Origin of the sequence: Amycolatopsis kentuckyensis, assembly GCF_041679295.1 — a bacterium.
GTDB classification, from domain to species: Bacteria; Actinomycetota; Actinomycetes; order Mycobacteriales; family Pseudonocardiaceae; genus Amycolatopsis; species Amycolatopsis kentuckyensis_A.
The window spans coordinates 101,786-127,094 of sequence record NZ_JBGDMD010000005.1 but is presented as its reverse complement, the minus strand read 5'-3'; the positions used below and the strand labels follow the sequence as shown (position 1 = coordinate 127,094).

Here is a 25,309-nt window from a genome sequence, read left to right as displayed (position 1 = left end):
AGGCGGCTCAGTCGAAGTTGAGGTCGCCCGTCCGGGTGCGCTTCAGCTCGAAGAAGTCCGGGTAGCTCGCCAGCGCGACGGCGCCGTCGAACACCTTCAGCGCGTCTTCGCCGCGCGGGATCGAGCTGAGCACCGGGCCGAAGAACGCCACGCCGTCGATGTGGATCGTCGGGGTGCCGACGTCCTGGCCGACCGGGTCCATCCCCTCGTGGTGGCTCTTCTTCAGCGCCTCGTCGTACTCCGTGGAGTCCGCGGCGTCGAAGAGCTCGGCCGGCGCGCCGATGGCGGCCAGCGCCTCCTTGATGACCACGTCACGGTCCTTGTTGCCCTGGTTGTGGTAGCGGATGCCGAACTCGGTGTAGTAGTCGCGCAGCATCTCTTCGCCCTTGAGCTGCGACAGCGCCACGGCCACGCGCACCGGGCCCCAGCCCTTCGCCAGCAGCTCCTTGTACTGCTCGGGCAGCTCGTCCCGGCCCTCGTTGAGCACCGACAAGCTCATGATCCGGAAGCGCAGGTCGAGGTTGCGGTGCTTCTCCACCTCCAGGATCCAGCGGGAGGTGATCCACGCGAACGGGCAGATCGGGTCGAAGTAGAAATCGACCTTCGTGGGCTGCTCGGCAGCGGTCATCGGGGTACTCCTGAGTGACGTCTCGATGTGGGCGGACTCCCACATGACGGGCCAACACCACCGGGCCCGGGCTTGTTCCCTTATCGCCCGCCACCCCGTCCCCATGATTGGATGCGGGGAGTTGAAAACCGATACCAACGACCAGAGGTGCCTGTGCCCGCCCCCAACCTGACCCGCGACCAAGCCAAGCTGCGCGCGGACCTGCTCGACGTCACCGGATACGACATCGAGCTGGACCTCACCGACGGCCACGGCGGTCCCGGGGAGAAGACCTTCGCGTCGACGACGACCGTCCGGTTCTCGAGCGCCCGGGCCGGCGAAGACACGTGGGTCGACATCGTCGCCGACCGCGTGCACTCGGCCACCCTGAACGGCGCGGACGTCGACGTCAGCGCGTACGTCGAAGACAAGGGCATCGCGCTCGCCGGCCTCGCCGAGGCGAACGAGCTCACGGTCACCGCCGACTGCCGGTACATGAACACCGGCGAGGGCCTGCACCGGTTCGTCGACCCCGTCGACGACGGCGTCTACCTGTACACGCAGTTCGAGACGGCCGACGCCAAGCGCATGTTCGCCTGCTTCGACCAGCCCGACCTCAAGTCCGTCTACCGGCTCACCGTGATCGCGCCGAAGGACTGGAAGGTCATCTCGAACACCGCGGCCGAGTCCACCGAGGAGACGCCCGAGGGCGCCGTCCGGACGGTGTTCAAGGAGTCCGAGCGGCTCTCGACGTACCTGGTCGCGCTGATCGCCGGCCCGTACGCCGAGTGGCGCGACGAGTACACCGACGAGCACAAGACCATCCCGCTCGGCATCTACTGCCGCGCGTCGCTGGCCGAGCACATGGACGCGGACAAGCTGTTCACCGAGACCAAGCAGGGTTTCGCGTTCTACCACGAGAAGTTCGGCACGCCCTACCCGTTCTCCAAGTACGACCAGCTGTTCGTGCCGGAGTTCAACGCGGGCGCGATGGAGAACGCCGGCGCGGTGACGTTCCTGGAGGACTACGTCTTCCGCAGCCGCGTCACCCGCTACGCCTACGAGCGGCGCGCCGAGACGCTGCTGCACGAGATGGCGCACATGTGGTTCGGCGACCTGGTCACCATGCGCTGGTGGGACGACCTGTGGCTGAACGAGTCGTTCGCGACCTTCGCGAGCGTCCTGGCCCAGGCCGAGGCCACCGAGTACAAGAACGCGTGGACCAGCTTCGCGAACATCGAGAAGTCGTGGGCCTACCGGCAGGACCAGCTGCCCTCGACGCACCCGATCGCGGCCGACATCGTCGACCTGCACGCGGTCGAGGTGAACTTCGACGGCATCACCTACGCCAAGGGCGCGAGCGTGCTCAAGCAGCTCGTCGCCTACGTCGGGCTCGACCACTTCCTCGACGGCCTGCGGGTGTACTTCGGCAAGCACGCCTGGGGCAACGCGACCCTGGCCGACCTGCTGGGCGCGCTGGAGGAGGCGTCCGGGCGCGACCTGTCGTGGTGGAGCGCGCAGTGGCTGGAGACGACCGGGCTCAACTCGCTGAGCCCGCGCTACGAGGTCGGCGCGGACGGGACGTTCACCTCGTTCGCCGTCGTGCAGTCCGGCGCGAAGCCGGGCGCCGGTGAGCTGCGCACGCACCGCGTCGCCGTCGGGATCTACGACGAGGACGGCTCGGGCAAGATCGTCCGGACCCAGCGCGTCGAGCTCGACGTCGACGGCGAGCGCACCGAGGTGCCGGCCCTGGTCGGGCGGCCCGCGGGCAAGCTGGTGCTGGTCAACGACGACGACCTGACGTACTGCACGATGCGCCTCGACCCGGCGTCGCTGACGACGCTGATCGACCGCGTCGCCGACATCACCGAGCCGCTCCCGCGGACGCTGTGCTGGTCGGCGGCGTGGGAGATGACGCGCGAGGCCGAGCTGAAGGCCCGCGACTTCGTCACGCTGGTGCAGCGCGGCATCCACACGGAGACCGAGGTCGGCGTGGTCCAGCGGCTGCTGCTGCAGGCCCAGACGGCGTTGAACTCCTACGCGGAGCAGGAGTGGGCGGCCTCGACCGGCTGGCCGGCGTTCACCGCGCGGCTGCTGGAGCTGGTCCGCGGCGCCGAGCCGGGTTCGGACCACCAGCTGGCGTTCGTCAACTCCCTTTCCGGGTCGGTGCTGGACGCGTCCACATTGGACGTGCTGGCCGGCTGGCTGGACGAGTCGGCGCCGCTGCCGGGCCTCACGGTCGACACGGACCTGCGCTGGCGGCTGCTGCACGCGCTGGTGGCGCACGGCCGGGCGGACAGCCCGGAGATCGACGCGGAGCTGGCCCGCGACAACACGGCAACGGGCCGCCGCCAGGCCGAGCGCGCCCGGGCGCTGCGCCCGACGGCGGAGGCCAAGGCCGACGCGTGGCAGCGAGCGGTGTACGACGACGAGCTGCCGAACGCGGTCAGCGACTCGTTGATCTCGGGCTTCTCCCACCCGGGCCAGAAGGCGCTGCTGGGCTCGTACGTCCCGCAGTACTTCCAGGTGATCGACGAGGTGTGGCAGCGACGGTCGAGCGAGCGGGCACAGCCGATCGCGATCGGGCTGTACCCGTCGTGGGCGGTGGACCCGGAGACGGTGACGGCGTCGGACGAGTGGCTGGCGGGTGAGCACTCGCAGGCGCTGCGGCGGTTGGTTTCGGAGGGCCGGGCGGGGATCGTGCGGGCGTTGGCGGCGCGGGACTTCGACGCGCAGGCCTGATCGGACGGAAAAGGGGCCCCGCACCGGTTGGTGCGGGGCCCCTTTCGTCTGTGCGTCAGCGGGGCTTATCGGTGTCTCGAGGCGGGCCGGACGACATGAATGACTCATTCATGACATCCGCCAACCCCGCCTGAACGACTGACTGCCCACCGCCTCACCACGCCACAAAAGCCGACACCAAAGGCAAGAGGCCCCCGAGAACGTGCACCGACGAGAACCCAGACTCCCCCGCACCCCGATCCGAAGCCACAACACGGCCGGCAGCGCCGGGTCAAGGCATCTTTCCCGCCTTGACGCGGTGTTGCCGGCCGTAGTCACCATGACAGCTTCGGGGTGCCGGAAGAGCTTTGACAGGACAGCTGCCCCCGCCCCGCCCGCGGAATGCCGGGCCGAAGAGGCGCTTCGGCGGGACGCCGAGCTTCGATGGTCATCAACGACTCGTTCATCGCATCCGGCGAGGTGAACGACTCGTTCATGACGAGCCAGGCCTCGCCGCGGCGACAGCCGGCCCCCGGCGCCAGGACGTGAAAGAGCCCCGCACCAGCCGGTGCGGGGCTCTTCGTAAAGACACGTCAGCGGGGCGCGGGGCCCGCCTGGTCGGACAGCATGCGCAGCGCGTTCACCAAGCCGTTCACCAGCCCGCGAACCAAATCGCCCTCCTTGAAGGACGCCACCATGCTCGCCACCGCCAGCTTGCAGCCGCGGTCGGGCAGCCGGACGTACGCCGTCTTGCCCGTCACGATCTCGATCAGCTTCTCGCCCGGCGAGACCGCGATCAGGACCGAGTTCGCCGGGTCCGCCGTCGTCGCGTGGAGCTTCTCCGCCGCCGATCGGCTGTCCGTCCCCAACTCGCCGAGGTACAGGCTGAAGTCCAGCCCGGTCTCGCGGCTCGCGAACGTCAGCGCTTCGTCCAGGCGGCTCAGCTGACGGGTGTTGAACGGGCTCGTCGGCACCTCGGGCTCGTACATCTTCGCGGCCGACACGCGGCCGCTCGACGTCAAAGCCTCGCCGTAGCCCAGTTCGGACTCGTCGACGCGCTTCGTCAGCTCACCAGTTGCCACGAGCGCCTCCCGCCGCGGTCGGGGCGCCCTCGGGCGCGCTGTTCTCGGCGCCGGCGTGCCGGTGCCCGGCACCGACCCCTTCGGGGTTGGCGCTCCACCACATGGCCGGGTACTCCCAAGCCTGGCCGGACCGGTACCGCGGAGCCCCACCGGACCTGCGCCGGAGCGTCAGCAGCCCGGCGAGACCGTAGATGGCCAGCGGGATCACGGCGAAGACCACGATCGTCTCGACAACGTTCACGGCGCTGAGCGTATCGGATGACCTCCACGCCCACCGCGCGCGGCGCACTCGACCGTTCGTCGTAAGCCGGATGCCGTCCGCCGCTTGGCTCGCGGCCACTGGAACGTTGGGGCGAAGACCGTCGGGCCGAAAGGTTGCAACTCAACGTACAGGCGGCCGCACCCGCCGCTGTCGTCTTGTCGCAGCCTTGAAATCCTCGTAGCTTTTTCACCTGTACGGGCCTTGCGCCCCGCTCCCCAGCCCCAGCAGGTAACGCACCGGTCCCAGGAGGCCTTGCCATGAACAGCGCCCACACCCCCGCACAGGCGATCACCGAGACCTTCTCGTCACCCAGCGACACCGAATTCGTGCCCGGCACCCGTGTGACGGCGGGCACAAGGGTTACCCGGGGTACACGCGTCACTCGCGGTACACGCGTCACGGCGGGAACGCGCGTCACGGCGGGCACCCGGGTGACGGCCGGCACGCGCGTCACCCGCGGTACGCGGGTCACCAGGGGCACCCGGGTCACGATGGGCACGCGGGTCACGGCGGGCACGCGCGTCACCTGCGGCACCCGCGTCACGCGAGGCACCCGCGTGACCCGCGGCACGCGCGTCACCCTGGGGACCCGCGTCACCTGCCAGAGCGACTACGCGCTCGCTGCCTGAACCCGTACTCCAGGGCCGCACGCACTACCTGAACGCGCGCAAGCACCCGGCTCGCCCCGGCCGCCGCACAGGCAGCCGGGGCGCCGGCATGTCCGGGGCTCCGTCAGCCGGCCGACACTAGGCGGCGGAGCCCAGATACGGACGCCAGAGCGGATCGGCCTCCTTGGAATGCGCGAGCAGCCGCCAATGCGGGCCGTGGGGCGCCCGCGGGACCACGCGCAACCGCCAGCCGATCTCCGAGAGCAACCGGTCCGCCTTGCGGTGGTTGCACTTGGCGCAGCAGGCGACGCAGTTCGTCCAGGCGTGGGGTCCGCCACGGCTGCGCGGGATGACGTGGTCGATCGTCTCGGCCCGCCCCCCGCAGTAGGCGCAGCGGTACCGGTCGCGGTGCATCAGCCCGGCGCGGGTGAGCGGCACCTGCGCCCGGTAGGGCACGCGCACGTACGTGCTGAGCCGGATCACCGAGGGCACCGGCAGCGACACCTTGGCCGAATGCAGCTCGATGCCGCCGGGGTCGCCGTGCACCACTTCGGCCTTGCCGCACATCACCAGCACCACGGCCCGCCGCAGCGGTAGCGCGGTCAGCGGCTCGAAAGTGGCGTTGAGCAGGAGCACCCGGCGCCGGCCCCAGGCCGGGGCAGCCGGATCGCGGCCTCTACTACGCTGTCCGGGCGGGCGGGTAACTCCCCCTGGGCGGTTCCCCGGCCCGGCCGGGACGGCTCCGCCGGATGCGGAACCCCCCGGATAGGCGCGCAGGACCACCTCTGGCGTCTCGTCGGCCATGGCTTGGCCGGAGGCGCCGCGGGGGCTGGGTTGTCGGTCTGGCACTCGACCACCTCCAGGGGCGTAGGCATAGTCGACCACAGAACAGGCCCCCAGCGCACGTGTGTTACAAGACGTGTCACATCCGCGCGACCCAACATCCACTTATCGTTGGGCTCCCCGACCTGATCGGAAGGATGATCGAACTCCCGTGTCCCCCTTGCTCACCGCCGCCGGCCAGACGCCGTGCATCAACGACGCGTCCACTTTGTGCTATCAGGTGTTCAAGGCCACCGGCAACGAGTGGCTGGCCGGCTCGACGAACTGGCTGCTGACGAAGCCGCTCAAGATCCTGATGATCATCGTGATCGCGTTCGTCGTGCGGTTGCTGATCAGACGGCTGATCAACCGCGTCACCACCCTGCCGCGCGGCAGCGGGAAGCTCCCCGCCCTGCTGCGCCCCCTGCGCGAGCGCGCCCCCGAGGTGCTCGGCTCCGCGGTGATCGAACGCCGCCGCCAGCGCGCCCAGACCATCGGCTCGGTGCTCAAGTCGATGGCGACGTTCCTGGTCTACGGCCTCGCGTTCATCCTCGTGCTGGGCGAGCTCGGCCTGAACCTCGGCCCGATCATCGCGTCGGCCGGCATCATCGGCGTCGCGATCGGGTTCGGCGCGCAGAACCTCGTCAAGGACTTCCTGTCCGGCATCTTCATGATGGTCGAGGACCAGTACGGCGTCGGCGACATCGTCGACATCGGCGAGGCGACGGGCACGGTCGAGGCGGTCGGCCTGCGGATCACCACGCTGCGCGACCTCAAGGGTACGGTCTGGTACGTCCGCAACGGCGAGGTGCTGCGCGTCGGCAACTCGAGCCAGGGCTTCGCGGTCGCGGTCGTCGACGTCCCCCTCGGCTACACCGCCGACGTCGAGCGCGCGAGCACCGTGCTCGGCGAGACGGCCGCGGCGGCGGCGGAAAGCGACCTGCTCAAGGACAACGTCCTCGAGCCGCCGGAGATGCTGGGTGTGGAAAGCGTCACGCCGGAGGGCATCCAGCTGCGCCTGACCGTGAAGGTGCGGCCGGGCAAGCAGTGGGCGGTCCAGCGGGCCCTGCGCGCCCAGCTGCTCGCGGCGCTGGAAGAGGCGGGGTTCGAGCCCCCGCTCGGCCGGCTGTTCCCCGGCTCCGCGCCGGCCATCGAGAAGTGACGTCAGCCTGAGTGGTACTCGCGCATCGCGGCGAGCCGGGCGGCCCGGTCGTGGTCGAGGCCGGGGTCGTGCGCCAGGTGTTCACGCAGGTCGGCCGCCACTTCGTCCCGGTCGGGGTGGTCGCTGCGCTCGACGTGCTCGAGCGTCGCGGCCACCCCGGCGGGGAACAGCAGGAAGGCGTCGAGCCCGCACGAGGTGTCGAAGGTCGTGTACTTGGCCTCGCTGAGCTGCCAGACGTCCCCGGCTTCGCCGCATTCGTTCAGCAGCAGCGCCGCCAAGCCGAGGCTGTCCGCGTAACCCCAGTCGTCGTCGTGCAGCCGGATCTCCTGGTCCAGCAGGAACCGGAGGAACCCGGCATCGGAGTCCCGGCGGTCCCGCAGCAGCAGGCGCAGGACCGCCTCGCGGGCCGCGCGGTGGGCGTCGTCGGGCTCGCCGTCCGGGCCGCGGATCGCGGTGTGGGCGAGCTCGGCCCAGCGTTCCGGGTGGTCGCGCCAGTGGTCCAAGGTGGTCGTCACGGTCGGAAACCGTAGCGAGGCGCCGTTACGCTGGGAAACGGGTTTGCGACCTACCGGAAGGAACGGGACCGGGCGTCGGGAACCCGTACCCGAAGGGCAAAATGGAAGGCGTGTCTGCAGTGAGCGAACCGGCGAACCTCTACGAAGCGGTGGGCGGCGAACCCACGTTCCGCCGGATCGTCGCGCGGTTCTACGAGGAAGTCGCGCGTGACGAGGTCCTGCGCCCGCTCTACCCCGAGGAGGACCTCGGCCCGGCCGAGGAGCGCTTCCGGCTCTTCCTCATGCAGTACTGGGGCGGCCCGCACACCTACTCCGACCGGCGCGGGCACCCGCGGCTGCGGATGCGGCACGCGCCGTTCAAGATCGGGCCGATCGAACGGGACGCCTGGCTGCGCTGCATCCGGATCGCCGTCGACGAGGAGAACCTGGAAGAGCCGTACCGCGGGCAGCTCTGGGCCTACCTGGAGATGGCCGCGCACAGCATGATGAACAGCTTCGTATGAGACAGGACGCCTGGTGGCGAGATGCCGTCTTCTACCAGGTCTACGTGCGCTCGTTCGCCGATTCGGACGGTGACGGCGTCGGAGACCTGGAAGGCATCCACTCCAGGCTCGGTTACCTTGAGCTGCTGGGCGTGGACGCGCTGTGGCTGACGCCGTTCTACCGCTCCCCGATGGCCGACCACGGCTACGACATCTCGGACCCGCGTGACGTCGACCCGATGTTCGGCACCCTCGGCGACTTCGACGTCCTGCTGACCGAGGCGCACAAGCGGAACATCAAGGTCACCGTGGACGTGGTGCCGAACCACACCAGCAACCAGCACGCCTGGTTCAAGTCCGCGATGGCGGCCAAGCCCGGCAGCCCGGAGCGCGACCGCTACATCTTCCGCGACGGCGTCGGCCCGAAGGGCGAGGACCCGCCCAACAACTGGGTCAGCGCGTTCGGCGGCCCGGCGTGGACGCGGGTGCCCGACGGCCAGTGGTACCTGCACCTGTTCGCGCCGCAGCAGCCGGACCTCAACTGGACCAACCCCGAGGTCGCCGCCGACCTCGAACGCACCCTGCGGTTCTGGCTCGAGCGCGGGGTCGACGGCTTCCGCATCGACGTCGCGCACGGCATGGCCAAGCCGCCCGGCCTGCCGGACATGGATCCCCGCGCCGACGCTCTCGGGCCGAGCCACTACTACGACCCGCGCTGGGACCACGACGGCGTCCACGAGATCCACCAGATGATCCGCAAGGTGCTCGACGAGTTCCCGGACGCGATGGCGGTCGGCGAGATCTGGGTGACCGACGAGGAGCGCCTGTCCCGCTACCTGCGGCCCGACGAGCTGCACCTGGCGTTCAACTTCCGCCTGGTGCTGACGCACTTCGACGCGGACGCGATGCGCACGGCCATCGAGCGCTCCCTGACCGTCCCCGCCCGCTCGGGCGCGCCGGCGACGTGGACCCTCGGCAACCACGACGTCTGGCGGCAAGTGAGCCGCTACGGCGGCGGAGCCGTCGGCGTGCGGCGCGCGCGGGCGATGGCGCTCGTGGAGCTGGCCCTGCCGGGCGCGGTGTACCTGTACAACGGCGAAGAGCTGGGGCTGGCGAACGTCGAGCTGGCGCCGGCCGACATGGCCGACCCGCGCGCGAAGACGAGCGGCGCGGAGTTCGGCCGGGACGTCTCCCGCGTGCCGCTGCCCTGGGAGGGCGACCTGCCGCCGTTCGGGTTCTCGCGCAACCCGCGGACGTGGCTGCCGATGCCGCCGTCGTGGGCCGGGCTGACGGTCGAGAAGCAGATCGAGGACGCCGATTCGACGCTTTCCCTGTACCGCCAAGCGATCGAGCTGCGCAAGACGCATCCGGCGTTCGGCGGCGAGGAGCTGGAGTGGTACGGCGCCCCGGCGGGCTGCTTCGCGTTCCGGCGCAAGGGTGGCGGGCTGGTGTGCGCGTTGAACACGTCCGCGTCGCCGATCGCGCTGCCGCCGGGTGAGGTGCTGCTGTCGAGCAGCCCGCTGGTGGACGGCAAGCTGCCCGCGGATTCGGCCGCCTGGCTGGTTTAGAGCGGCACCCACCGGCCGGGCTTGCCGACGTCGGCCGCCTCGGGTGCGGGACCGCGCGCCAGCTGGTTGACGCGCTGGTGCGACAGACCCAGGAGGTCGGCGATCGCGCGTTGCGAGAGCCGGCCGTTCAGCGTGGAGACCAGGCGGGCGCGGACGCCTTCCCGCCACTCGGCGACGTCCTCGGCGATCCGGTGCGCCTCCTGGTACTGCAGGACGAGGTCGGTGGCGTCCTGGTCCTCGAACTCGTACCGCCAGCGGAGGAAGAACCGCTCGGGCGGGAGGCCGGTCAGGTTCGCGATGACCTTGCGCATGCCCGGATCGACGTCGGGGAACCGCTTGAACTCGCCCGCGGCCTCGACGCCGTCAGTCACCTTCGCGATCCACTGGCCGGCCTCGCGGGTCACGGTCACGGTGAACGCCGGAAACCTCATCGTCCGCCTCTCCCAAGGGAAGGCGCGGACTCTAACACGTCAGCCGTTCTGATCGCCCGAACCGTCGTCGAAGGCCCCACTGGCCAGCCACGCGACGAGCGCCGCGGCCTGGAGGTAGGGCGCGGCTTGGGCGGCCGCCCGGCCCGCCGCTCGCGCGCGGCCCCACCTCTCAGGACGCTCGGCGCGCTCCGGCGCCTGCTCCCCCGGCGGACGGTCGCGCCGCCACGGCGTTTCCTCGGCGCGGACACCGTCGAGGAACTCCGCGGTCGGATCGTCGTCCGGGGGCATGCTTCCAGAGTGCCACCGCCCGGTGAAGAACGGTGGCCGCCGTAAGGAATCCGTCAGAACAACAACGGCAACAACGCGTGCCGGCGCCGCACTATCGCGCCGTAGCGCGCGTCCAGCCGCAGCCACGAGTCCGTCGCCGACACGCGGACGACGTCCTCGGCCAGGTCCGCATCCACGAACCCCATGCCGGACATCGCGAACAGGCAGCGCATCTGGACCTTGACCTCGGTCGCTTCGCCGCTCACCATCAGCACCGCCTGGTCCATCAGCGACGCCGGCGGGTTGCCGTGCGGACCGGCGTTGTCCCGGGCCAGGGTCACGCCCCGGTCGGCCAGTTCCGCGACGACCCGCGCCGGCAGCTCGTCGACCAGCGGCCAGCGGCCGGACGGGGGCAGCTCGCCGTGCCAGAGCAGGTCGCGGGCCGGGCCCGGGTCCATCCGCGGCCCACCCGCCACGGTCAGCGCCGCGAGCAGCTCGTTGCCGGACACTGTGACGTCGCCGGGGGTGACGTCACCGGCCACCGCGCGCGTCGCGAAGCACTCGAACGGCGTCGCCGTCCAGGCCTCGACCACGCCGTCACCCCGCTGCCGCAGCCGGACGGCTGTCTGGCCGTCCAGCCGGACCGCGCGGGCGACGAACGCGCCCAGGGTCTCCCGGTCGGCCGCGTCCGGCACGAACAACTCAGGCATCCGCGAACCCCTGCTTCAGAAACTCCGACTCGGCCGGGATGAGCCTACGCGGCCGCAACGCGACCGTGTCGTACGGCGCCAGCACCGTCTCGGCCGTCACCGCCACCGGATCGGATCCGGCCGGCCCCGTGTGGACCCGGTAGGCCAGCGTGAAGCTCGCCGCCCGCAGCTCCGTCAGGTCGATGTCCACGCGCAGCTGCTGCCCGGACACCACGATCGGCGCCTTGTAGGCCACCTCCAGCTTGACGACGACGATGCCCTTCGGCAGCTGGTCCAGCCCGGCTTCGACGGCGCCCTTGAACAGGAGCGGGATCCGCGCCTCTTCGAGCAACGTCACCATCTTCGCGTGGTTGATGTGGCCGTAGACGTCCATGTCCGTCCAGCGCGGGCGGACGTGCGAAACGTAGGTCACCGCACCGTGCTCCGGATCTGCCGCGCGGCCACCGAAAGCGTCGCCAGGTCGAGCCGGCCGGACTTGTGGATCTCGTCCAGCGCGACGCGCGCCCGCTGCAGCCGCGAGGAGTTCGTCTTCTCCCACTGCGCGATCTTCGCGTCCCCGGACGAGCCGGGATCGCTGTGCCGCAACGCGTCCAGCGTGATCGCCCGCAGCGAGCCGTAGACGTCGTCGCGCAGCGAAAGCCGGGCGAGCGCGTGCCAGCGGTTGCCTCGTTCGAGCGCGCTGATCTCGGTCAGCATCTTGTCGACGTCCAGGTGGTCCGAAAGCGCGTAGTACAGCTCCGCCGTCTCCGCCGGGCTGTGCGTCGCGTCGACGCCGATCTGCTGCTCGGCGAGCTCGGCGACCTCGGTCACGTCCAGCAGGCCGTACGTGTGCAGCAGCAGCGAGACGCGGCGGGCCAGCTCCTCCGGCACGTTCGCGGCCATCAGCTCGTCCACGTGCTTCTGCACCGACTCCGCCTCGCGGCCGCGCAGCAGGTCGCCGATCTTCGGCACCAGTTCGCCGAGGACGCGGCCGAAGCGCTTGATCTCCGACAGCGGGGCGAGGGGCTGCGGCCGGTTGGTGAGGAACCAGCGCGCGGCCCGGTCGAGCAGCCGGCGCGTCTCCAGCACCATCTCGTTGGCGACGTCGGTGTGCACGACGTTGTCGAGCGCGTCGATCTCCTGCCAGAGGGCGGGCAGGTCGAACACCTGCGTGACCACGGCGTACGCGCGCACCGCGTCGGTCGCGGTCGCGTTCATCTCCTCCATCAGCCGGTAGACGAAGGAGATGCCGCCGCCGTCGACCACCTCGTTGGCGATCAGCGTGGTGATGATCTGGCGGCGCAGCGGGTGTTCGCCGATCGCGGAGCCGAACCGCTCGCGCAGCGGCTTCGGGAAGTACTCGGGCAGCCGGGCCGCGAACACCTTCGAGTCGGGCAGGTCGCTGGCCAGCAGCTCGTCCTTCAGCTCCAGCTTGACGTGCGCGAGCAGCGTCGCCAGCTCCGGTGACGTGAGGCCCTTGCCCGCCTTCTCCAGCTCGCGGAACTCCGAGTTGCTCGGCAGCGCTTCGAGCTTGCGGTCGAACGCGCCCGCGGACACCAGCGCCTGCACCTGGCGCGCGTGCACCGACAGCATCGGCGCGGCGTGCGCCCGGCTGACGCCGAGGACGGCGTTCTGCCGGTAGTTGTCCTTGAGCACCAGCGCGCCGACCTCGTCGGTCATCTCTTCCAGCAGTTCGTTGCGCTGCTCGCGCTCCAGCTTGCCGGTCTGCACGAGGTGGTCGAGCAGGATCTTGATGTTGACCTCGTGGTCGGAGCAGTCGACGCCGGCCGAGTTGTCGAGCGCGTCGGTGTTGATCTTGCCGCCGCCCCGGGCGAACTCGATCCGGCCCAGCTGCGTGAGACCGAGGTTGCCGCCTTCGCCGAAGACCTTGACGCGCAGCTGCTTGCCGTCGACGCGGATGGCGTCGTTGGCCTTGTCGCCGGCCGCGGCGTGGGATTCGCTCTCCGCCTTGACGTACGTGCCGATGCCGCCGTTCCACAGCAGCTCGACCGGGGCCAGCAGGATGGCCTGGATCAGGTCCATCGGCGCCAGCGCGGTGACGCCTTCTTCGAGCCCGAGCGACGCGCGGACCTGCGGGCTGATCGGGATCGACTTCGCCGTGCGCGGGTAGATCCCGCCGCCTTCGCTGATCAGCGAGCGGTCGTAGTCGTCCCACGAGCTGCGCGGCAGGTCGAACAGCCGGCGGCGCTCGGCGTACGACGCCGCCGCGTCCGGGTGCGGGTCCAGGAACACGTGCATGTGGTTGAACGCCGCGACGAGCCGGATGTGCTCCGAGAGCAGCATGCCGTTGCCGAAGACGTCGCCCATCATGTCGCCGATGCCGACGACGGTGAAGTCCTCGGTCTGGGTGTCCTTGCCCAGCTCGCGGAAGTGCCGCTTGACGCTCTCCCAGGCACCCTTCGCGGTGATGCCCATGGCCTTGTGGTCGTAGCCGACCGAGCCGCCGGAGGCGAACGCGTCGCCGAGCCAGAAGCCGTACTGCGCCGAGACCTCGTTCGCGATGTCGGAGAACTTCGCGGTGCCCTTGTCGGCCGCGACGACCAGGTACGAGTCGTCGGCGTCGTGCCGGACGACGCCCGGCGCGGGCACGGTCTTGCCCTCGATCCGGTTGTCGGTCAGGTCGAGCAGGCCGGAGATGAACATGCGGTAGCAGGCGATGCCCTCGTTCAGCTGGGCATCGCGGTCGATGCTCGCGTCGCCGGTCGCGGCGGGCGGGCTCTTCACGACGAAGCCGCCCTTCGCGCCGACCGGCACGATCACCGCGTTCTTCACCGCCTGCGCCTTGACCAGGCCGAGGATCTCGGTGCGGAAGTCCTCGCGCCGGTCCGACCAGCGCAGGCCACCGCGCGCGACCTCGCCGAAGCGCAGGTGCACGCCTTCGACGCGCGGCGAGTACACGAAGATCTCGAACCGCGGCCGCGGCTCCGGCAGGTCGGGCACGCCGGCCGGGTCGAGCTTGATCGCCAGGTACTGGCGGGGATTCCCGTCGCGGTCGCGGACGTGGTAGTTCGTCCGCAGCGTCGCCCGGATGACGGCCATCAGCCGGCGCAGGATGCGGTCCTCGTCGAGGCTGGTGACCTCGTCGATCATCGCGCTCAGCTCACCGGCGAGCGCTTCGGTGGCCGCCTCGCGGTCGGCGTCGCCGAGCTGGGGGTCGAAGCGGGCCTCGAACAGCCGCAGCAGCTTCGTGGCGACCTGGGTGTGGTTCACCAGCGTGTTCTGGATGTAGTCCTGGGAGAACGCGCTGCCGGCCTGGCGCAGGTACCGCGAGTACGCGCGCAGCACGGCCACCTGCCGCCAGGTGAGCCCGGCGCGCAGCACCAGGGCGTTGAGCCCGTCCACCTCGGCGTCCCCGCGCCAGGCGGCCTCGAAGGCGTCCTGGAACCGGCCGCGCAGCTGGTCGACCGCGTGGTCGTCGGTCTCGTCGAGCACCTTCTGGGCGACGCGCAGGCCGAAGTCGTAGATCCAGCAGGCGCCGCCGTCTTCGCGGTGCAGCTCGTACGGCCGTTCGTCGACCACCTCGACGCCCATGGCCTGCAGCACCGGCAGCACCTTCGACAGCGTGACGCCCTCGCCGCGCAGGTACAGCTTGAAGCGGCGTTCGCCCGGTTCGGCGTCGGACGGCCGGTAGAACGACAGCGCGAGGTCGCCCTCGTCGGTCAGCGAGTCGAGGGCGCGGAGGTCGGCCAGCGCCTCGCGGGCCGAGAAGTCCTCCTTGTAGCCCTCCGGGAAGACGCTCGCGAAGCGCTGGCCCTGCTCGGTCGCCGACTCCTCGCCGAGGACGCCGACGGCCACGCCGCCGTCGGACTGCTCGCGGCGCTCGTCGAGGACCGCCTCGACCATCCGGTCGTCCCAGCTGCGGACGGCGTCGTTCAGCCGGTCCTGGATCTTCGCCGTGTCCGGCTCGAGCCGGCGCGCGGGATCGGTGTGGACCATGAAGTGCACCTGAGCGAGGACCGTCTCGCCGATCCGCGCGCTGTATTCGAGCTGGGTGCCCTCGAGCTCCTCGAGCAGGACTTCCTGCATCGCCAGCCGGGACCGCGTCGTGTAGCGGTCCTGCGGGAGGTAGACGAGGCAGGAGTAGAAGCGGCCGTACGGGTCGCGGCGCAGGAACAGCCGCAGCCGGCGGCGATCCGACAGCGTGATCGCGCCGGTCGTCGTCGAGTACAGCGAATCGGTGTCGGCGGAGAACAGGTCGGCGCGCGGCCAGTTCTGCAGCACCTCGAGCATCCGCTGGCCGGAGAAGGACTCCATCGGGAACCCGGCGCGGTGGATGACCTCGCGGACGCGGTTGCAGACCACCGGGATGTCGAGGACGTTCTCGTGCAGCGCGGTCGTGGTGAACATGCCGAGGAAGCGGTGTTCGCCGGTGACCTTGCCTTCGGCGTCGAAGGTCTTCACGCCGACGTAGTACGGGTAGACCGGCCGGTGCACGGTCGAGGGCGCGCTCGCCTGGGTCAGCACCAGCAGCGACGGCGCGAGCGCGGTGGCCGCGGTGTCCGGCCCGACGGTGAGGCCACGGGCGGCCAGGCTGTCCTGGCGCAGGACCCCGAGGCCCGACGCAAGAACCGCGCGCAGGGCCGGGTCGCCGGCGTCCGGGTGCGGGTTTTCGATCAGCTCGTAGCGGCGGTAGCCGAGGAAGGTGAAGTGCCCGTCGGCCAGCCAGCGCAGCAGGCGGGCGCCCTCGGCGACCTCGGCCTCGGGCAGCTTCGGTGGGTCGGTTTCCAGTTCGCTCGCCAGCTGGCAGGCCGTCTGGGCCATCTTCTCGGCGTCCTCGACGACCTCGCGGACGTCCCCGAGGACGCTGGAGAGGCGGTTGTCGAGTTCGCGGGCCCGGTTCGGGTCGGTGACGAAGTCGATCTCGATGTACATCCACGACTCGGCGGCCGAGTTCGCGGGCGGCTCGGCCGGGTCGGCGTCGGGGTGGACTTCCTGGAGCTCGCCGGTCAGGTCGCGGCTGACGACGACGATCGGGTGGACGATCCGCTGCACCTGCACGCCGTCACGGGCGAACTCGGCGGCGATCGAGTCGACCAGGTAGGGCATGTCGTCGGTGACGACCTGCACGACGGTGGCTTCGCGCGCCCACCCGTCTTCGGCGACGGTCGGGTTGAGCAGCCGCACGGCCGGGCGGCCGGGCATCCGGGACTTGGCGAGCTGCAGGTGCGAGCGCACCGCGCCGACGAGGTTGACGGGCTCGTCGCCGACGATCTCCTCGGCCGGGATGTGCCGGTAGTAGAGCCGGATGAGCTCCCCGATCTCCGGTGCCAGGCCGGCCGCGGCGTCGATCAGGTCGTCCCTGATCTGTTCCGGGCTGGCCGGGGAACGCCGGTCGAACTCCGGTTCGGTGGCGGCTCCGGTTCCGGGTGGGGACGAGACTCCGGTCGAGCTCATTCGAGGCAACTCTCCAGTGTGCGTGGGTGGTACCGGTCCGGTTCGGCGGTGAACCGGACCACCCCACACTAATGCGCCGCGGTCGGGGAACGCATGAAGACCCGGGGGTTCCCCAGATCCGGAAAACCCTTCCCGGCCAGCGGATTCGCGTGATCGGTCAAGCTACTGACGGGTTGCCTTCCGGCGGCGTCCGCGGCGCTGACCAGCCGGGCTCGACGGGCGTTACCTGCTGCGGAGCCAACGTGATCGGTTCAGTCGGGCCGGGCGGGTGCCGTTCGGCGAAGCCCGGCGGCCGGTCGGCGACCTTCGGGGTGCGACGGACACCACTCGCGCGGCCCGGTGGCGAGTCGGCGACGAATAGGGGTGTCTCGGCGACCGGAGGCCGATCAGACCGACCTTCGGCGACGTCTTGAATGAGTCGTTCAGGACCTCCGGTGCCCTGAATGAGTCATTCAAGACCGCGGCGGCGCGGTTCGGGGTCAGTCGCCCGAGCCGTGGCGGCGGGAGTCCGAGACCTCGGCGCCGTGGCCGTTGCGGCCGTGCCCGTTGCGGCGGCCGGTGTCCTGCGAACCCAGCTGCTTGACGAGCGCGGCGGCGCTCGCGGTGCCCGCCTGGTGCTCCGCCAGCGCGCGGGCGAGGAGGTCGGCGAGGCCCGCGTCCGGCGGGGGCTCGTCCTCCGCGATCGCGCGCGCGTAGCTCTCCGGGAACGGTGCCGTCGCCGGGGTCCAGTGGCCGAAGTCCTCCATCGGCTCCAGCGACGGCGGCATCCGCAGCCGCGGCAGCCAGGGCTCGGCTTCGTCGCGGTAGTCCGGCACCGACGGCGGCTGGTCCTCCGGCCGCGGCGGCGGGGCCAGTTCCGGCTCGGGCCGCGGGGGCGGTTCCTCCGCGCGGGTTTCGGCGTCCTCCGCCCGGCGTCGCCCGCCACCCGCCCCGCCCGACGACGAGATGCCGAGGCGGTCCAGCACCGACCGGGCGGCCTCGGAACCGTGCTCGGAGTCGTGCCGCGTCGACGGCTGCGGTTCGCGCCGCGGCTCCCGTTCGGCGGCGGGCTCGGGCGCCAGCGGCAAGGCGGGCGTGATCCGCGTGGGCGCCGATTCACGCTCGGCGGCGGTCTCCCGCAGCCGCTCTTGCGCGACGGCGGCCCAGGAGAACTTGGGCTTCTCGCTTTCCTGCGGCGGCGGCTCGGGCGCCGGCGCGGTCCGGACCTCGATCGGCTCGGCGGGGGCCTCCGGCGCGCGACGGCGTCCGGACGGCTGCGCTTCGGCGGGTTCCGGCGGAAGCGGCCGCGCCTGGCCGGGCGACTCACGCCGCCACGGCGGGTCGACGGAAGCCGACCGCACCTCGGTCGGCTCACGCCGGCGTGCGGGTTCGGCGGGTTCGGCCCGGCGCTCCGGCTCGACGGGCGCGATCTTCACCTCGATGGGCTCCAGCGCGGGCCGACGGGCGGGCGCCGTCCGGACCTCGATGGGCTCCGGTTCCGGGCGTACCGGCTCGGCTTCCGCCGGCCGCACCTCGATCGGCTCCGGCTCGCGCCGGCGTCCCGTCGGCCGGGCCTCGGCCGGCTCGGGCCGCCGCCGTTCCACGACCACCGGCTCCGGGCGCACGCGCGGCTCGGTGGGCTCGTCCCGCACCGCCGGCATCACCGACGTCTCGGCGGCGTCGGCGGTCACCCGCGGCCGCTCGAACGACCACGCGGGCGCCGGTTGCGGCTCCGGCGTCTCCTCACGGCCGAACGACCAGGCCGGAGCCTTCGGCGCGGGCGCGACCGGGGCGACGGGCTCGGCCGCCGGTTCGGCGGCCACGACCGGAACCGGCCGCGACGGCACCGCCTTCAGCACCTCGTCGAGGTCGATCGACGCCGGCTCGCCCGTGCCGAACTCGCCGGCCAGCACGTTGCACGCCTGCCGCCGCGACCGCGCGTGCAGCTGTTCGGCCGCCCGCGAGCGGTACAGGCACGCGATGGCCTCCTCGGCCTGCCCGAACCGCTCCTCCAGCTGCGCCAGCTCCAGCCACAACCGCGCGGTCACCGCGGACAGCCCGTGCCGGTCGGTGCTCGCCACGGCTTCGCGGACCAGTTCGGTGGCCGCTTCCCCGGAGCCCGCGGGCAGGTGGATGCGCGTCGCGACGGCCAGCCGCAGCCAGCCCATCGGCGCGACGCCCGCCGCGCGCACCGGCTCGGCCAGCACCGGCTCGGCGATCTCGTACGCCATTTCCGTGTCGCCGCGGTCGAGCAGCGTGCTGACCAGCAGCAGCACCAGCCGGATCCGGACGAGGCCGCCGTCGTCGGCCGGGTTGTCCAGCTTCTCCAGGAAGCCCAAACCCGTCCGGGCGGCGTCGGCCGCCGCTGTCAGATCGCCGTGCCGGCGCCGGTGCGCCGCCGTGCCGACGCGCAGCAACGCGCGGACCAGCAGCTGGGTGTCCGCGCCCAGGGACTCGTCGCCGAGGACGAGCTTGTCCGCCTCGACGAGCACGCGGTCCAGCTCGGCCTTCCGCCCCAGCAACCCGAGGCAGCCGACCAGGTGCGTCAACGCGGCGGCGCGGTGCACCGGCGAGACGACCGGGTCGGTGAGCACCGGCCGCAATGCGGCGAGCCCGGTCAGCGGCACGCCCAGGCTGCGCGCGCACACGGCGAGGTCGATGCGCAGCCGGGCGGCGATGTCGCCGTAGCCGGCGTGCTCGGCCGCGCGCAGGGCCGCGACCGCGCGCCCGACCGTGCTCGGCCGCATCCCGAGCCGGACACGCGCGGAGACGACCAGGCTCTCGGCCCGGATCCACTGTTCGTCGGCGCCGGCGGCCTCCGAGAGCGCGGCCGCGCGCTCACCGAGGACCAGCGCGAGTTCGGGCGCGCGCAGGTGCAGCGCGTCCGCGCGTTCGATCAGCCGGCCGACTGCGGAGAGGGTTTCCCCGGCATGGACGGAGCGCCCGCCCTCCCCGCGGGAGGACGGGCCCGTCCGGTGCTGTTCGCTGGCTTCCACGGGGAAACCCGCCCCCTCAGTCGCGGGTCAGCTTGCGATGGGTGACACGGTGCGGCCGCGCCGCCTCGGCGCCGAGGCGCTCGACCTTGTTCTTCTCGTACCCCTCGAAGTTGCCCTCGAACCAGAACCACTTGGCCGGGTCTTCGTCCGTGCCTTCCCAGGCGAGGATGTGCGTGGCGACCCGGTCGAGGAACCACCGGTCGTGGGAGATCACGACGGCGCAGCCGGGGAACTGCTCCAGCGCGTTCTCCAGCGAGCCCAGCGTCTCGACGTCCAGGTCGTTCGTCGGCTCGTCGAGCAAGATCAGGTTCCCGCCCTGCTTGAGCGTCAGCGCCAGGTTGAGCCGGTTGCGCTCACCACCGGAGAGCACGCCCGCCGGCTTCTGCTGGTCCGGGCCCTTGAAGCCGAACGCGCTGACGTACGCCCGCGACGGCATTTCGGTCTGGCCGACGTGGATGTAGTCCAGCTCGTCGGAGACGACCTGCCAGACGGTCTTCTTCGGGTCGATCCCGCCGCGGTTCTGGTCCACATAGGACAGTTTGACCGTCTCGCCGATCTTGACCACGCCGTCGTCCGGCTCCTCGAGCCCGACGATGGTCTTGAACAGCGTCGTCTTGCCGACGCCGTTCGGGCCGATCACGCCGACGATGCCGTTGCGGGGGAGGTTGAACGACAGCCCGTCGATGAGCACGCGGCCGTCGAAGCCCTTCTGCAGCTTCTCGACCTCGACCACGACGTTGCCCAGCCGCGGGCCCGGCGGGATCTGGATCTCTTCGAAGTCGAGCTTGCGGTGCTTGTCCGCCTCCGCCGCCATCTCCTCGTAGCGGTCGAGCCGCGACCGGGACTTCGTCTGGCGCGCCTTGGCGTTGGACCGGACCCACTCGAGCTCGGTCTTCAGGCGCTTCGCGAGCTTCGCGTCCTTCTTGCCCTGGACCTCGAGGCGCTCGCGCTTCTTCTCCAGGTACGTCGAGTAGTTGCCCTCGTAGCCGACGACGCGGCCGCGGTCCAGCTCCATGATCCACTGGGCCACGTTGTCGAGGAAATACCGGTCGTGGGTGACGGCGAGGACAGCGCCGGCGTAGCGGGCCAGGAACTGCTCCAGCCACAGGACACTCTCGGCGTCCAGGTGGTTGGTGGGCTCGTCGAGCAGCAGCAGGTCGGGCGCCGACAGCAGCAGCTTGCACAGCGCGACGCGGCGGCGCTCACCCCCGGAGAGGTGCGAGACGCCTTCGTCGGCCGGCGGGCAGCGCAGCGCGTCCATGGCCTGCTCGACGGTCGAGTCGAGCTCCCAGGCGTCGGCGTGGTCCAGGTCCTCCTGGAGCTTGCCCATCTCCTCCATGAGCTCGTCGCTGTAGTCGGTCGCCATCAGCTCGGCGATCTCGTTGTAGCGGTCGAGCTTGGTCTTGATCTCGCCGAGCCCCTCCTCGACGTTCTGCCGGACCGTCTTCTCCTCGTTGAGCTCCGGCTCCTGCATGAGGATGCCGACGCTCGCACCGGGCTGGAGGAACGCCTCGCCGTTGCTGGCCTGCTCGATCCCCGCCATGATCTTGAGAACGGTGGACTTACCGGCACCGTTCGGCCCGACCACGCCGATCTTGGCGCCGGGGTAGAACGCGGTGCTGACGTCGTCGAGGATGACCTTGTCCCCGACGGTCTTGCGCACCTTCTTCATGGTGTAGATGAACTCGGCCATACCGACGATCGTAGAGCGCACCTGATCGCGACCTGACGCCGGTCACCGTCGGACTACCGAAAGTCAGTCCCGGATCACCGGAAGCGCTGTTTTCCGCACCCGGCCGAGCCCTCAACCTCAACTGGAACCCGAGGGTCGCTTCCCCTCCGCGAGGTTCTTCAGCATCGCGTTGTAGGCGTTCAGCTCTTCGTCTCCGGTCACCGCTTCGCGCCGGTCACGCCGCTTCGCCTCGCGCTCGTCCTGGCGCGACCACTGCACCAGCAGCGCGATCAGCACGAGCAGCACCGGGAGCTCGCCGGACGCCCACGCGATGCCGCCGCCGAGCCGCTGGTCGGACAGCAGGTCGGTCACCCACGGCAGGTGCAGCTGGCTGTAGAACGCCTGCCCGACGACGGTCTGCTTGCTCATCAGGATCACGCCGAAGAAGGCGTGGAACGGCATCGCGGCGAACATCATGCCGAGCCGGCCGAGGTACGGGATCCGCCGCGGCGCCGGGTCGACGCCGATCACGGGCCAGTAGAAGACGTAGCCGGCGAGCAGGAAGTGCGCGTTCATCGCCAGGTGCGCCCAGTGGTAGTTCAGCGCGGTGTCGAACAGGCCGGAGAAGTACAGCGCGTAGAACGAGCCGACGAACAGCAGCAGCGCGACGACCGGGTGCGTGAGGAACCGCGACACCGGCGAGTGCACCGCCGCGACGAGCCACTCGCGCGACCCCGGCGGGGCGTCCTTGCCGGCCGCGGGCAGGGCGCGCAGCGCGAGCGTCACCGGCCCGCCGAGCACGAACAGGACCGGCGCCACCATCGACAGCAGCATGTGGTTGCCCATGTGCACGCTGAACATCGCGGGCGCGTAGCGGCCGATGCCCGACGACGTCGCGATCAGCAGCACCACGCAGCCGACGATCCAGGAGACCGTGCGGCCCACCGGCCAGGTGTCGCCGCGGCGCAGCAGCCGCCGCACGCCGGCCAGGTACAGGCCGCCGAGGACGAGCGCGAGCGTGCCGTAGACCAGGTCGAAGCGGGTGTCGAAGAGCAGGCGCCACACCGTCGGCGGGCCGTCGAGGTTGTAGCCGATCAGCAGCTCGGTGGTGGACGGCTGGGTGATCGCGTCCGCCGGTGGCGGCGTCCTGGCCAGCCCGGACGCGATCCCGATCGTGACGAACATGATCAGGATCTCGACCGCGGCCAGCCGCAGCAGCTGCGCGCCGCCCTTGCCGTCGACGAGGTCCGCCACGCCCTTCTGCCGCTGCTGGTGGCCGAAGACGCCGAGCAGCAGCAGCGCGACCGTCTTGGCGACGACCAGGAGGCCGTAGTCGGTGGTGAAGAGGTCGTTGAGGCCGATCCGGACGAGCGCGTTGATCACGCCGGAGATCGCCATCACGATCCAGCACACCAGCGCCAGGCGCGAGAACCGCTGCGCGGCCAGGCTCAGGTGGTTGCCGCGCCGGTACCCGAGGGCCAGCAGGGCGACCAGGCCGCCGACCCAGAGGGACGCGGCGACCAGGTGGAACAGCAGGCTGTTGGTGGCGACGTCATGCGAGCCGCCGCTGGCGGAGTGGCCGGTGACCGCCACCGGGATCAGCCCGCCGACGGCCAGGAAGAACAGCACGGCCGTCCAGCCCCAGGACAGCGCGAGCCGGCAGCCGAGAGCGACGAGGACGGCGATCAGCGCCGTCCACAGCCAGGCCTTGGGCTGTTCGATGGCGCCGACGAGGTCGAGCAGCGTCTGCGGGTCCAGGACGTCGCCGAACGGCTTCCCGGCGGTGTCGGCGGCGGTGAACGCGACCGAGAGCAGGGCCGCGCCGACCCACACCCAGGCGGCGATCCCCGCCGCGCGCAGGGCGCCGTAGCCCTCCGGGCCGAGCGTGCCGGACTTCTGCGGCGGCACCAGGAACGCGGCCAGCAGCAGCGAGCCGACGCAGATCACCGACGCGGCTTCCGAGAGCACGCGCATGACCGTGATGCCGTACTTGGTGACCAGCCCCGGATCCGGCAGGCCGGCGATGACGTACCCGGCGCCGCCGGTGAGCGCGATCAGCCCGATCGCGACGACGGCGGCCAGCAGCACGCCGACCGCGAGCAGGGGCAGCACACTGGCCCGGCGCTGGGTGGGGACGTCGGATTTCGTCGCGGACACGCCACTGAGGGTATGCCCAGCCCCGGTCAGACCCGTGTGACGGGCAGGATGGGAGCGTGCGAATGATCCTGCTGCGGCACGCCGAGTCGCTCGGCAACGTCGACGAGCTCGCCTACACGCGGATCCCCGACCACGCCCTGCCGCTGACGGCGAAGGGCGAGCGGGAAGCGCTTGCCGCGGGTCCGGAGATCGCCCGGCTGCTCGACGGCGAGCGGCCCGCCGTCTACGTCAGCCCGTACCTGCGGACGCGGGAGACGTTGCGGCTGTTGGACATCCGGGCGTCCTGCGAGCGGCTGCTCCAGGAGCCCCGGCTGCGCGAGCAGGACTGGGGCAACCTGCAGGACCCGGCCGAGCAGGAGGTCCAGAAGGCGCGGCGCAACGAGTTCGGGCACTTCTTCTACCGGCTGCCGTTCGGCGAGTCGGGTGCGGACGTCGACGACCGCGTCGCCGCGTTCCTCTCGGACCTGCGCCTGCGCGACGAAAGTCACCCCGAGACGGTCCTGATCGTCTCGCACGGGCTCACGCTGCGGCTGCTGTGCCGCCGGCTGTTCGGCTGGAGCATCGAGCTGTTCGAGTCGCTGTCCAACCCGGGGACCTGCGAATACCGCGTCCTTTCCGAGTCCGACGGCAAGTGGTCGCTCGACCGCCCGTTCGCGCAGTGGCGCGACTCACCCGACGGGGAAACTCAGCTCTAGCGGCGCGGTCAGCACGACGCGGGTGCCCTGGCCGGGCGCCGAGTCGATCCGCGCGGTGCCGCCGATCTCGGCCAGCCGGGCGTGGATCGAGTTCTCGATGCCGAAGCCACCGCGGCGCGCGCCGACGTCGAAACCCGTTCCGTGGTCGCGCACGGAGACCGTGACGACACCGTCGTGCTCTTCGAGGCACATGACGGCTTTCGACGTTTTCGCGTGCTTCAAGGTGTTTCGCAGCGCTTCGCGGGCAGCGTCGTGCAAGGAGTTGACGACGCTCTCGGGGACGTCGGATGGCTTCGCGAGCGGGACGAGGTCGACGCGCAGGCCTTCCGCCGTCATCTCGACCGCGAGCGCGCCGAGGCGATGCTCGAGGCCGCCCGGCTCGGCGGGCGCGTCGCCGTCGAGGCTGAGTCTCAGGCGCAACGCGTGCGCGCGGGCGATGCTGCGGACCTGGTCGAGGCTGCCGACCGGGTCGAGGGCGTCGCGGGGCGCCGGCAGCGCGAGCGACTCCATCACCTGCAGGACGGTGTCGTGGACGTCGCGCCGGTGCCGCTCGCGTTCGGCGGCCCGGCCGCGCTGCTCCCCCAGCCGGTGCGCGAACCGCATCGAGCCGGCGACCAGCATGACGATCGCCAGCGCCGTCGCGGCGGCCGCGACCAGGGCGAGCACGATCCACGTCGCGGGCGCCGCCGTCCCGGACACCACGGCCATGCCGTAGCGCAGGAGCACGGCGCCGGTGATCGCGACGGCCCCGGCGGGGGCGCCGCGCAGCAGCGTCCAGACCATGACCGTGCCCATGATGTTCGGCCAGGTCAGGGGAAGCAGAGCCGGAGCGAACACCGCCGCCGCGAAGCTCGTCACGAGCGTGTACGCGGTGTCGGCGACGAGCACGGGCCGGATGCCCGTGCTGCGGTGGAAGACCCAGGCCACCTCGGCCAGGTTCGGCACGAGGTACAGCGCGATGGCCAGGCCGAGCACCGGCGCGCCCAGGGGGCCGCCGGCCCAGATCGCCTGCAGGAACAACGCGAGCCGGAACGCGACCGGCACGAGCACGAGCCTCGGCACCGCCCCCTGCACGAGCGGGAGCCCGGCTCCGCCGGCGAGCGCCCCCGCGCCGCCGAGCAGCACAACCCTCACGACGTCCTCCCCGGGTCAAGGCCCCTACCCTGACCAGCCCACCTG

The 25,309-nt window shown here is 71.3% G+C and carries 20 protein-coding genes; 6 read left to right on the top strand and 14 right to left on the bottom strand.

Annotated elements, in window-relative coordinates:
* Window positions 1–7: 7 nt before the first annotated feature.
* Window positions 8–628 (bottom strand): mycothiol-dependent nitroreductase Rv2466c family protein, encoded by a 621-nt coding sequence (locus ACERZO_RS21590; protein ID WP_372666534.1) that lies wholly within the window; start codon window positions 626–628, stop codon window positions 8–10.
* 153 nt (window positions 629–781) lie between these two features.
* Between ACERZO_RS21590 and pepN the strand changes: the two genes are divergently transcribed.
* Window positions 782–3,349 (top strand): aminopeptidase N, encoded by a 2,568-nt coding sequence (gene pepN / locus ACERZO_RS21585; RefSeq protein ID WP_372667200.1) that lies wholly within the window; start codon window positions 782–784, stop codon window positions 3,347–3,349.
* Between the two features lie 572 nt (window positions 3,350–3,921).
* Here pepN and ACERZO_RS21580 read toward each other — a convergent pair.
* Window positions 3,922–4,410, bottom strand: a complete 489-nt coding sequence (locus ACERZO_RS21580; protein ID WP_372666533.1) for a DUF5130 family protein — start codon at window positions 4,408–4,410, stop codon at window positions 3,922–3,924.
* Window positions 4,397–4,651, bottom strand: a complete 255-nt coding sequence (ctaJ, locus tag ACERZO_RS21575) for an aa3-type cytochrome oxidase subunit CtaJ (RefSeq protein ID WP_372666532.1) — start codon at window positions 4,649–4,651, stop codon at window positions 4,397–4,399. Before ctaJ ends, ACERZO_RS21580 begins: the two co-directional genes overlap by 14 nt.
* Window positions 4,652–4,929: 278 nt before the next feature.
* On the opposite strand from ctaJ, the gene ACERZO_RS21570 reads away from it, so the two are divergent.
* Complete coding sequence (locus ACERZO_RS21570; RefSeq protein ID WP_372666531.1) at window positions 4,930–5,301, top strand: hypothetical protein; 372 nt, start codon at window positions 4,930–4,932, stop codon at window positions 5,299–5,301.
* Between the two features lie 117 nt (window positions 5,302–5,418).
* On the opposite strand, the gene ACERZO_RS21565 is transcribed toward ACERZO_RS21570, so the two are convergent.
* Window positions 5,419–5,916: an HNH endonuclease gene (locus tag ACERZO_RS21565; RefSeq protein ID WP_329044121.1), complete on the bottom strand. Its 498-nt coding sequence runs from the start codon at window positions 5,914–5,916 to the stop codon at window positions 5,419–5,421.
* A gap of 358 nt (window positions 5,917–6,274) precedes the next feature.
* Between ACERZO_RS21565 and ACERZO_RS21560 the strand changes: the two genes are divergently transcribed.
* Complete coding sequence (locus ACERZO_RS21560; protein WP_372666530.1) at window positions 6,275–7,264, top strand: mechanosensitive ion channel family protein; 990 nt, start codon at window positions 6,275–6,277, stop codon at window positions 7,262–7,264.
* A gap of 2 nt (window positions 7,265–7,266) precedes the next feature.
* Here the strand turns inward: ACERZO_RS21560 and ACERZO_RS21555 are convergent, their stop codons facing one another.
* Window positions 7,267–7,779, bottom strand: a complete 513-nt coding sequence (locus tag ACERZO_RS21555; RefSeq protein ID WP_372666529.1) for a hypothetical protein — start codon at window positions 7,777–7,779, stop codon at window positions 7,267–7,269.
* 119 nt (window positions 7,780–7,898) lie between these two features.
* Here ACERZO_RS21555 and ACERZO_RS21550 point away from each other — a divergent pair, with 119 nt between their 5' ends.
* Both ACERZO_RS21550 and ACERZO_RS21545 read left to right on the top strand, forming a co-directional pair.
* Window positions 7,899–8,282 (top strand): globin, encoded by a 384-nt coding sequence (locus ACERZO_RS21550; protein ID WP_364456271.1) that lies wholly within the window; start codon window positions 7,899–7,901, stop codon window positions 8,280–8,282.
* Window positions 8,279–9,829, top strand: a complete 1,551-nt coding sequence (locus ACERZO_RS21545) for a glycoside hydrolase family 13 protein (RefSeq protein WP_372666528.1) — start codon at window positions 8,279–8,281, stop codon at window positions 9,827–9,829. The genes ACERZO_RS21550 and ACERZO_RS21545 overlap by 4 nt, the downstream gene beginning before the upstream one ends.
* Here the strand turns inward: ACERZO_RS21545 and ACERZO_RS21540 are convergent.
* The 8 genes from ACERZO_RS21540 to ACERZO_RS21505 all read right to left on the bottom strand — a co-directional run bounded on the left by ACERZO_RS21540 (window position 9,826) and on the right by ACERZO_RS21505 (window position 23,435).
* Window positions 9,826–10,260, bottom strand: a complete 435-nt coding sequence (locus ACERZO_RS21540; RefSeq protein ID WP_372666527.1) for a hypothetical protein — start codon at window positions 10,258–10,260, stop codon at window positions 9,826–9,828. The genes ACERZO_RS21545 and ACERZO_RS21540 overlap by 4 nt on opposite strands.
* 39 nt (window positions 10,261–10,299) lie before the next feature.
* Entirely contained in the window at window positions 10,300–10,548 is a 249-nt protein-coding gene (locus tag ACERZO_RS21535; RefSeq protein WP_372666526.1) for a hypothetical protein, read from the bottom strand.
* A 53-nt stretch (window positions 10,549–10,601) separates the two neighbouring features.
* The gene (locus tag ACERZO_RS21530) at window positions 10,602–11,237 is read right to left on the bottom strand and encodes a hypothetical protein (RefSeq protein WP_372666525.1); all 636 of its coding nucleotides are present in this window, start codon (window positions 11,235–11,237) and stop codon (window positions 10,602–10,604) included.
* Complete coding sequence (locus ACERZO_RS21525) at window positions 11,230–11,649, bottom strand: acyl-CoA thioesterase (protein ID WP_372666524.1); 420 nt, start codon at window positions 11,647–11,649, stop codon at window positions 11,230–11,232. Before ACERZO_RS21525 ends, ACERZO_RS21530 begins: the two co-directional genes overlap by 8 nt.
* A complete protein-coding gene (locus tag ACERZO_RS21520; RefSeq protein ID WP_372666523.1) occupies window positions 11,646–16,631 on the bottom strand; it encodes an NAD-glutamate dehydrogenase in 4,986 nt (1,661 codons plus the stop codon). Before ACERZO_RS21520 ends, ACERZO_RS21525 begins: the two co-directional genes overlap by 4 nt.
* A 479-nt stretch (window positions 16,632–17,110) precedes the next feature.
* The gene (locus ACERZO_RS21515) at window positions 17,111–19,606 is read right to left on the bottom strand and encodes a hypothetical protein (protein ID WP_372666522.1); all 2,496 of its coding nucleotides are present in this window, start codon (window positions 19,604–19,606) and stop codon (window positions 17,111–17,113) included.
* Between the two features lie 16 nt (window positions 19,607–19,622).
* The gene (gene ettA, locus ACERZO_RS21510; protein WP_372666521.1) at window positions 19,623–21,299 is read right to left on the bottom strand and encodes an energy-dependent translational throttle protein EttA; all 1,677 of its coding nucleotides are present in this window, start codon (window positions 21,297–21,299) and stop codon (window positions 19,623–19,625) included.
* 117 nt (window positions 21,300–21,416) lie between these two features.
* A complete protein-coding gene (locus tag ACERZO_RS21505; RefSeq protein ID WP_372666520.1) occupies window positions 21,417–23,435 on the bottom strand; it encodes a cytochrome c oxidase assembly protein in 2,019 nt (672 codons plus the stop codon).
* A gap of 56 nt (window positions 23,436–23,491) precedes the next feature.
* Here ACERZO_RS21505 and ACERZO_RS21500 point away from each other — a divergent pair, with 56 nt between their 5' ends.
* Window positions 23,492–24,130 carry a phosphoglycerate mutase family protein gene (locus tag ACERZO_RS21500; protein ID WP_372666519.1) on the top strand — a complete coding sequence of 213 codons (639 nt, stop codon included), beginning with the start codon at window positions 23,492–23,494 and terminating at the stop codon, window positions 24,128–24,130.
* Here the strand turns inward: ACERZO_RS21500 and ACERZO_RS21495 are convergent.
* Window positions 24,104–25,255, bottom strand: a complete 1,152-nt coding sequence (locus tag ACERZO_RS21495; protein WP_372667199.1) for a sensor histidine kinase — start codon at window positions 25,253–25,255, stop codon at window positions 24,104–24,106. The two genes, ACERZO_RS21500 and ACERZO_RS21495, sit on opposite strands and share 27 nt — an antisense overlap.
* Window positions 25,256–25,309 lie beyond the last annotated feature (54 nt).

Coding starts and splice junctions, on each gene's coding strand:
- ACERZO_RS21570 (WP_372666531.1), top strand. CDS start 4,930: ATGAACAGCGCCCACACCCCCGCACAGGCGATCACCGAGACCTTCTCG.
- ACERZO_RS21540 (WP_372666527.1), bottom strand. CDS start 10,260: ATGAGGTTTCCGGCGTTCACCGTGACCGTGACCCGCGAGGCCGGCCAG.
- ACERZO_RS21530 (WP_372666525.1), bottom strand. CDS start 11,237: ATGCCTGAGTTGTTCGTGCCGGACGCGGCCGACCGGGAGACCCTGGGC.
- ACERZO_RS21590 (WP_372666534.1), bottom strand. CDS start 628: ATGACCGCTGCCGAGCAGCCCACGAAGGTCGATTTCTACTTCGACCCG.
- ACERZO_RS21545 (WP_372666528.1), top strand. CDS start 8,279: ATGAGACAGGACGCCTGGTGGCGAGATGCCGTCTTCTACCAGGTCTAC.
- ettA (WP_372666521.1), bottom strand. CDS start 21,299: ATGGCCGAGTTCATCTACACCATGAAGAAGGTGCGCAAGACCGTCGGG.
- ACERZO_RS21520 (WP_372666523.1), bottom strand. CDS start 16,631: ATGAGCTCGACCGGAGTCTCGTCCCCACCCGGAACCGGAGCCGCCACC.
- ACERZO_RS21535 (WP_372666526.1), bottom strand. CDS start 10,548: ATGCCCCCGGACGACGATCCGACCGCGGAGTTCCTCGACGGTGTCCGC.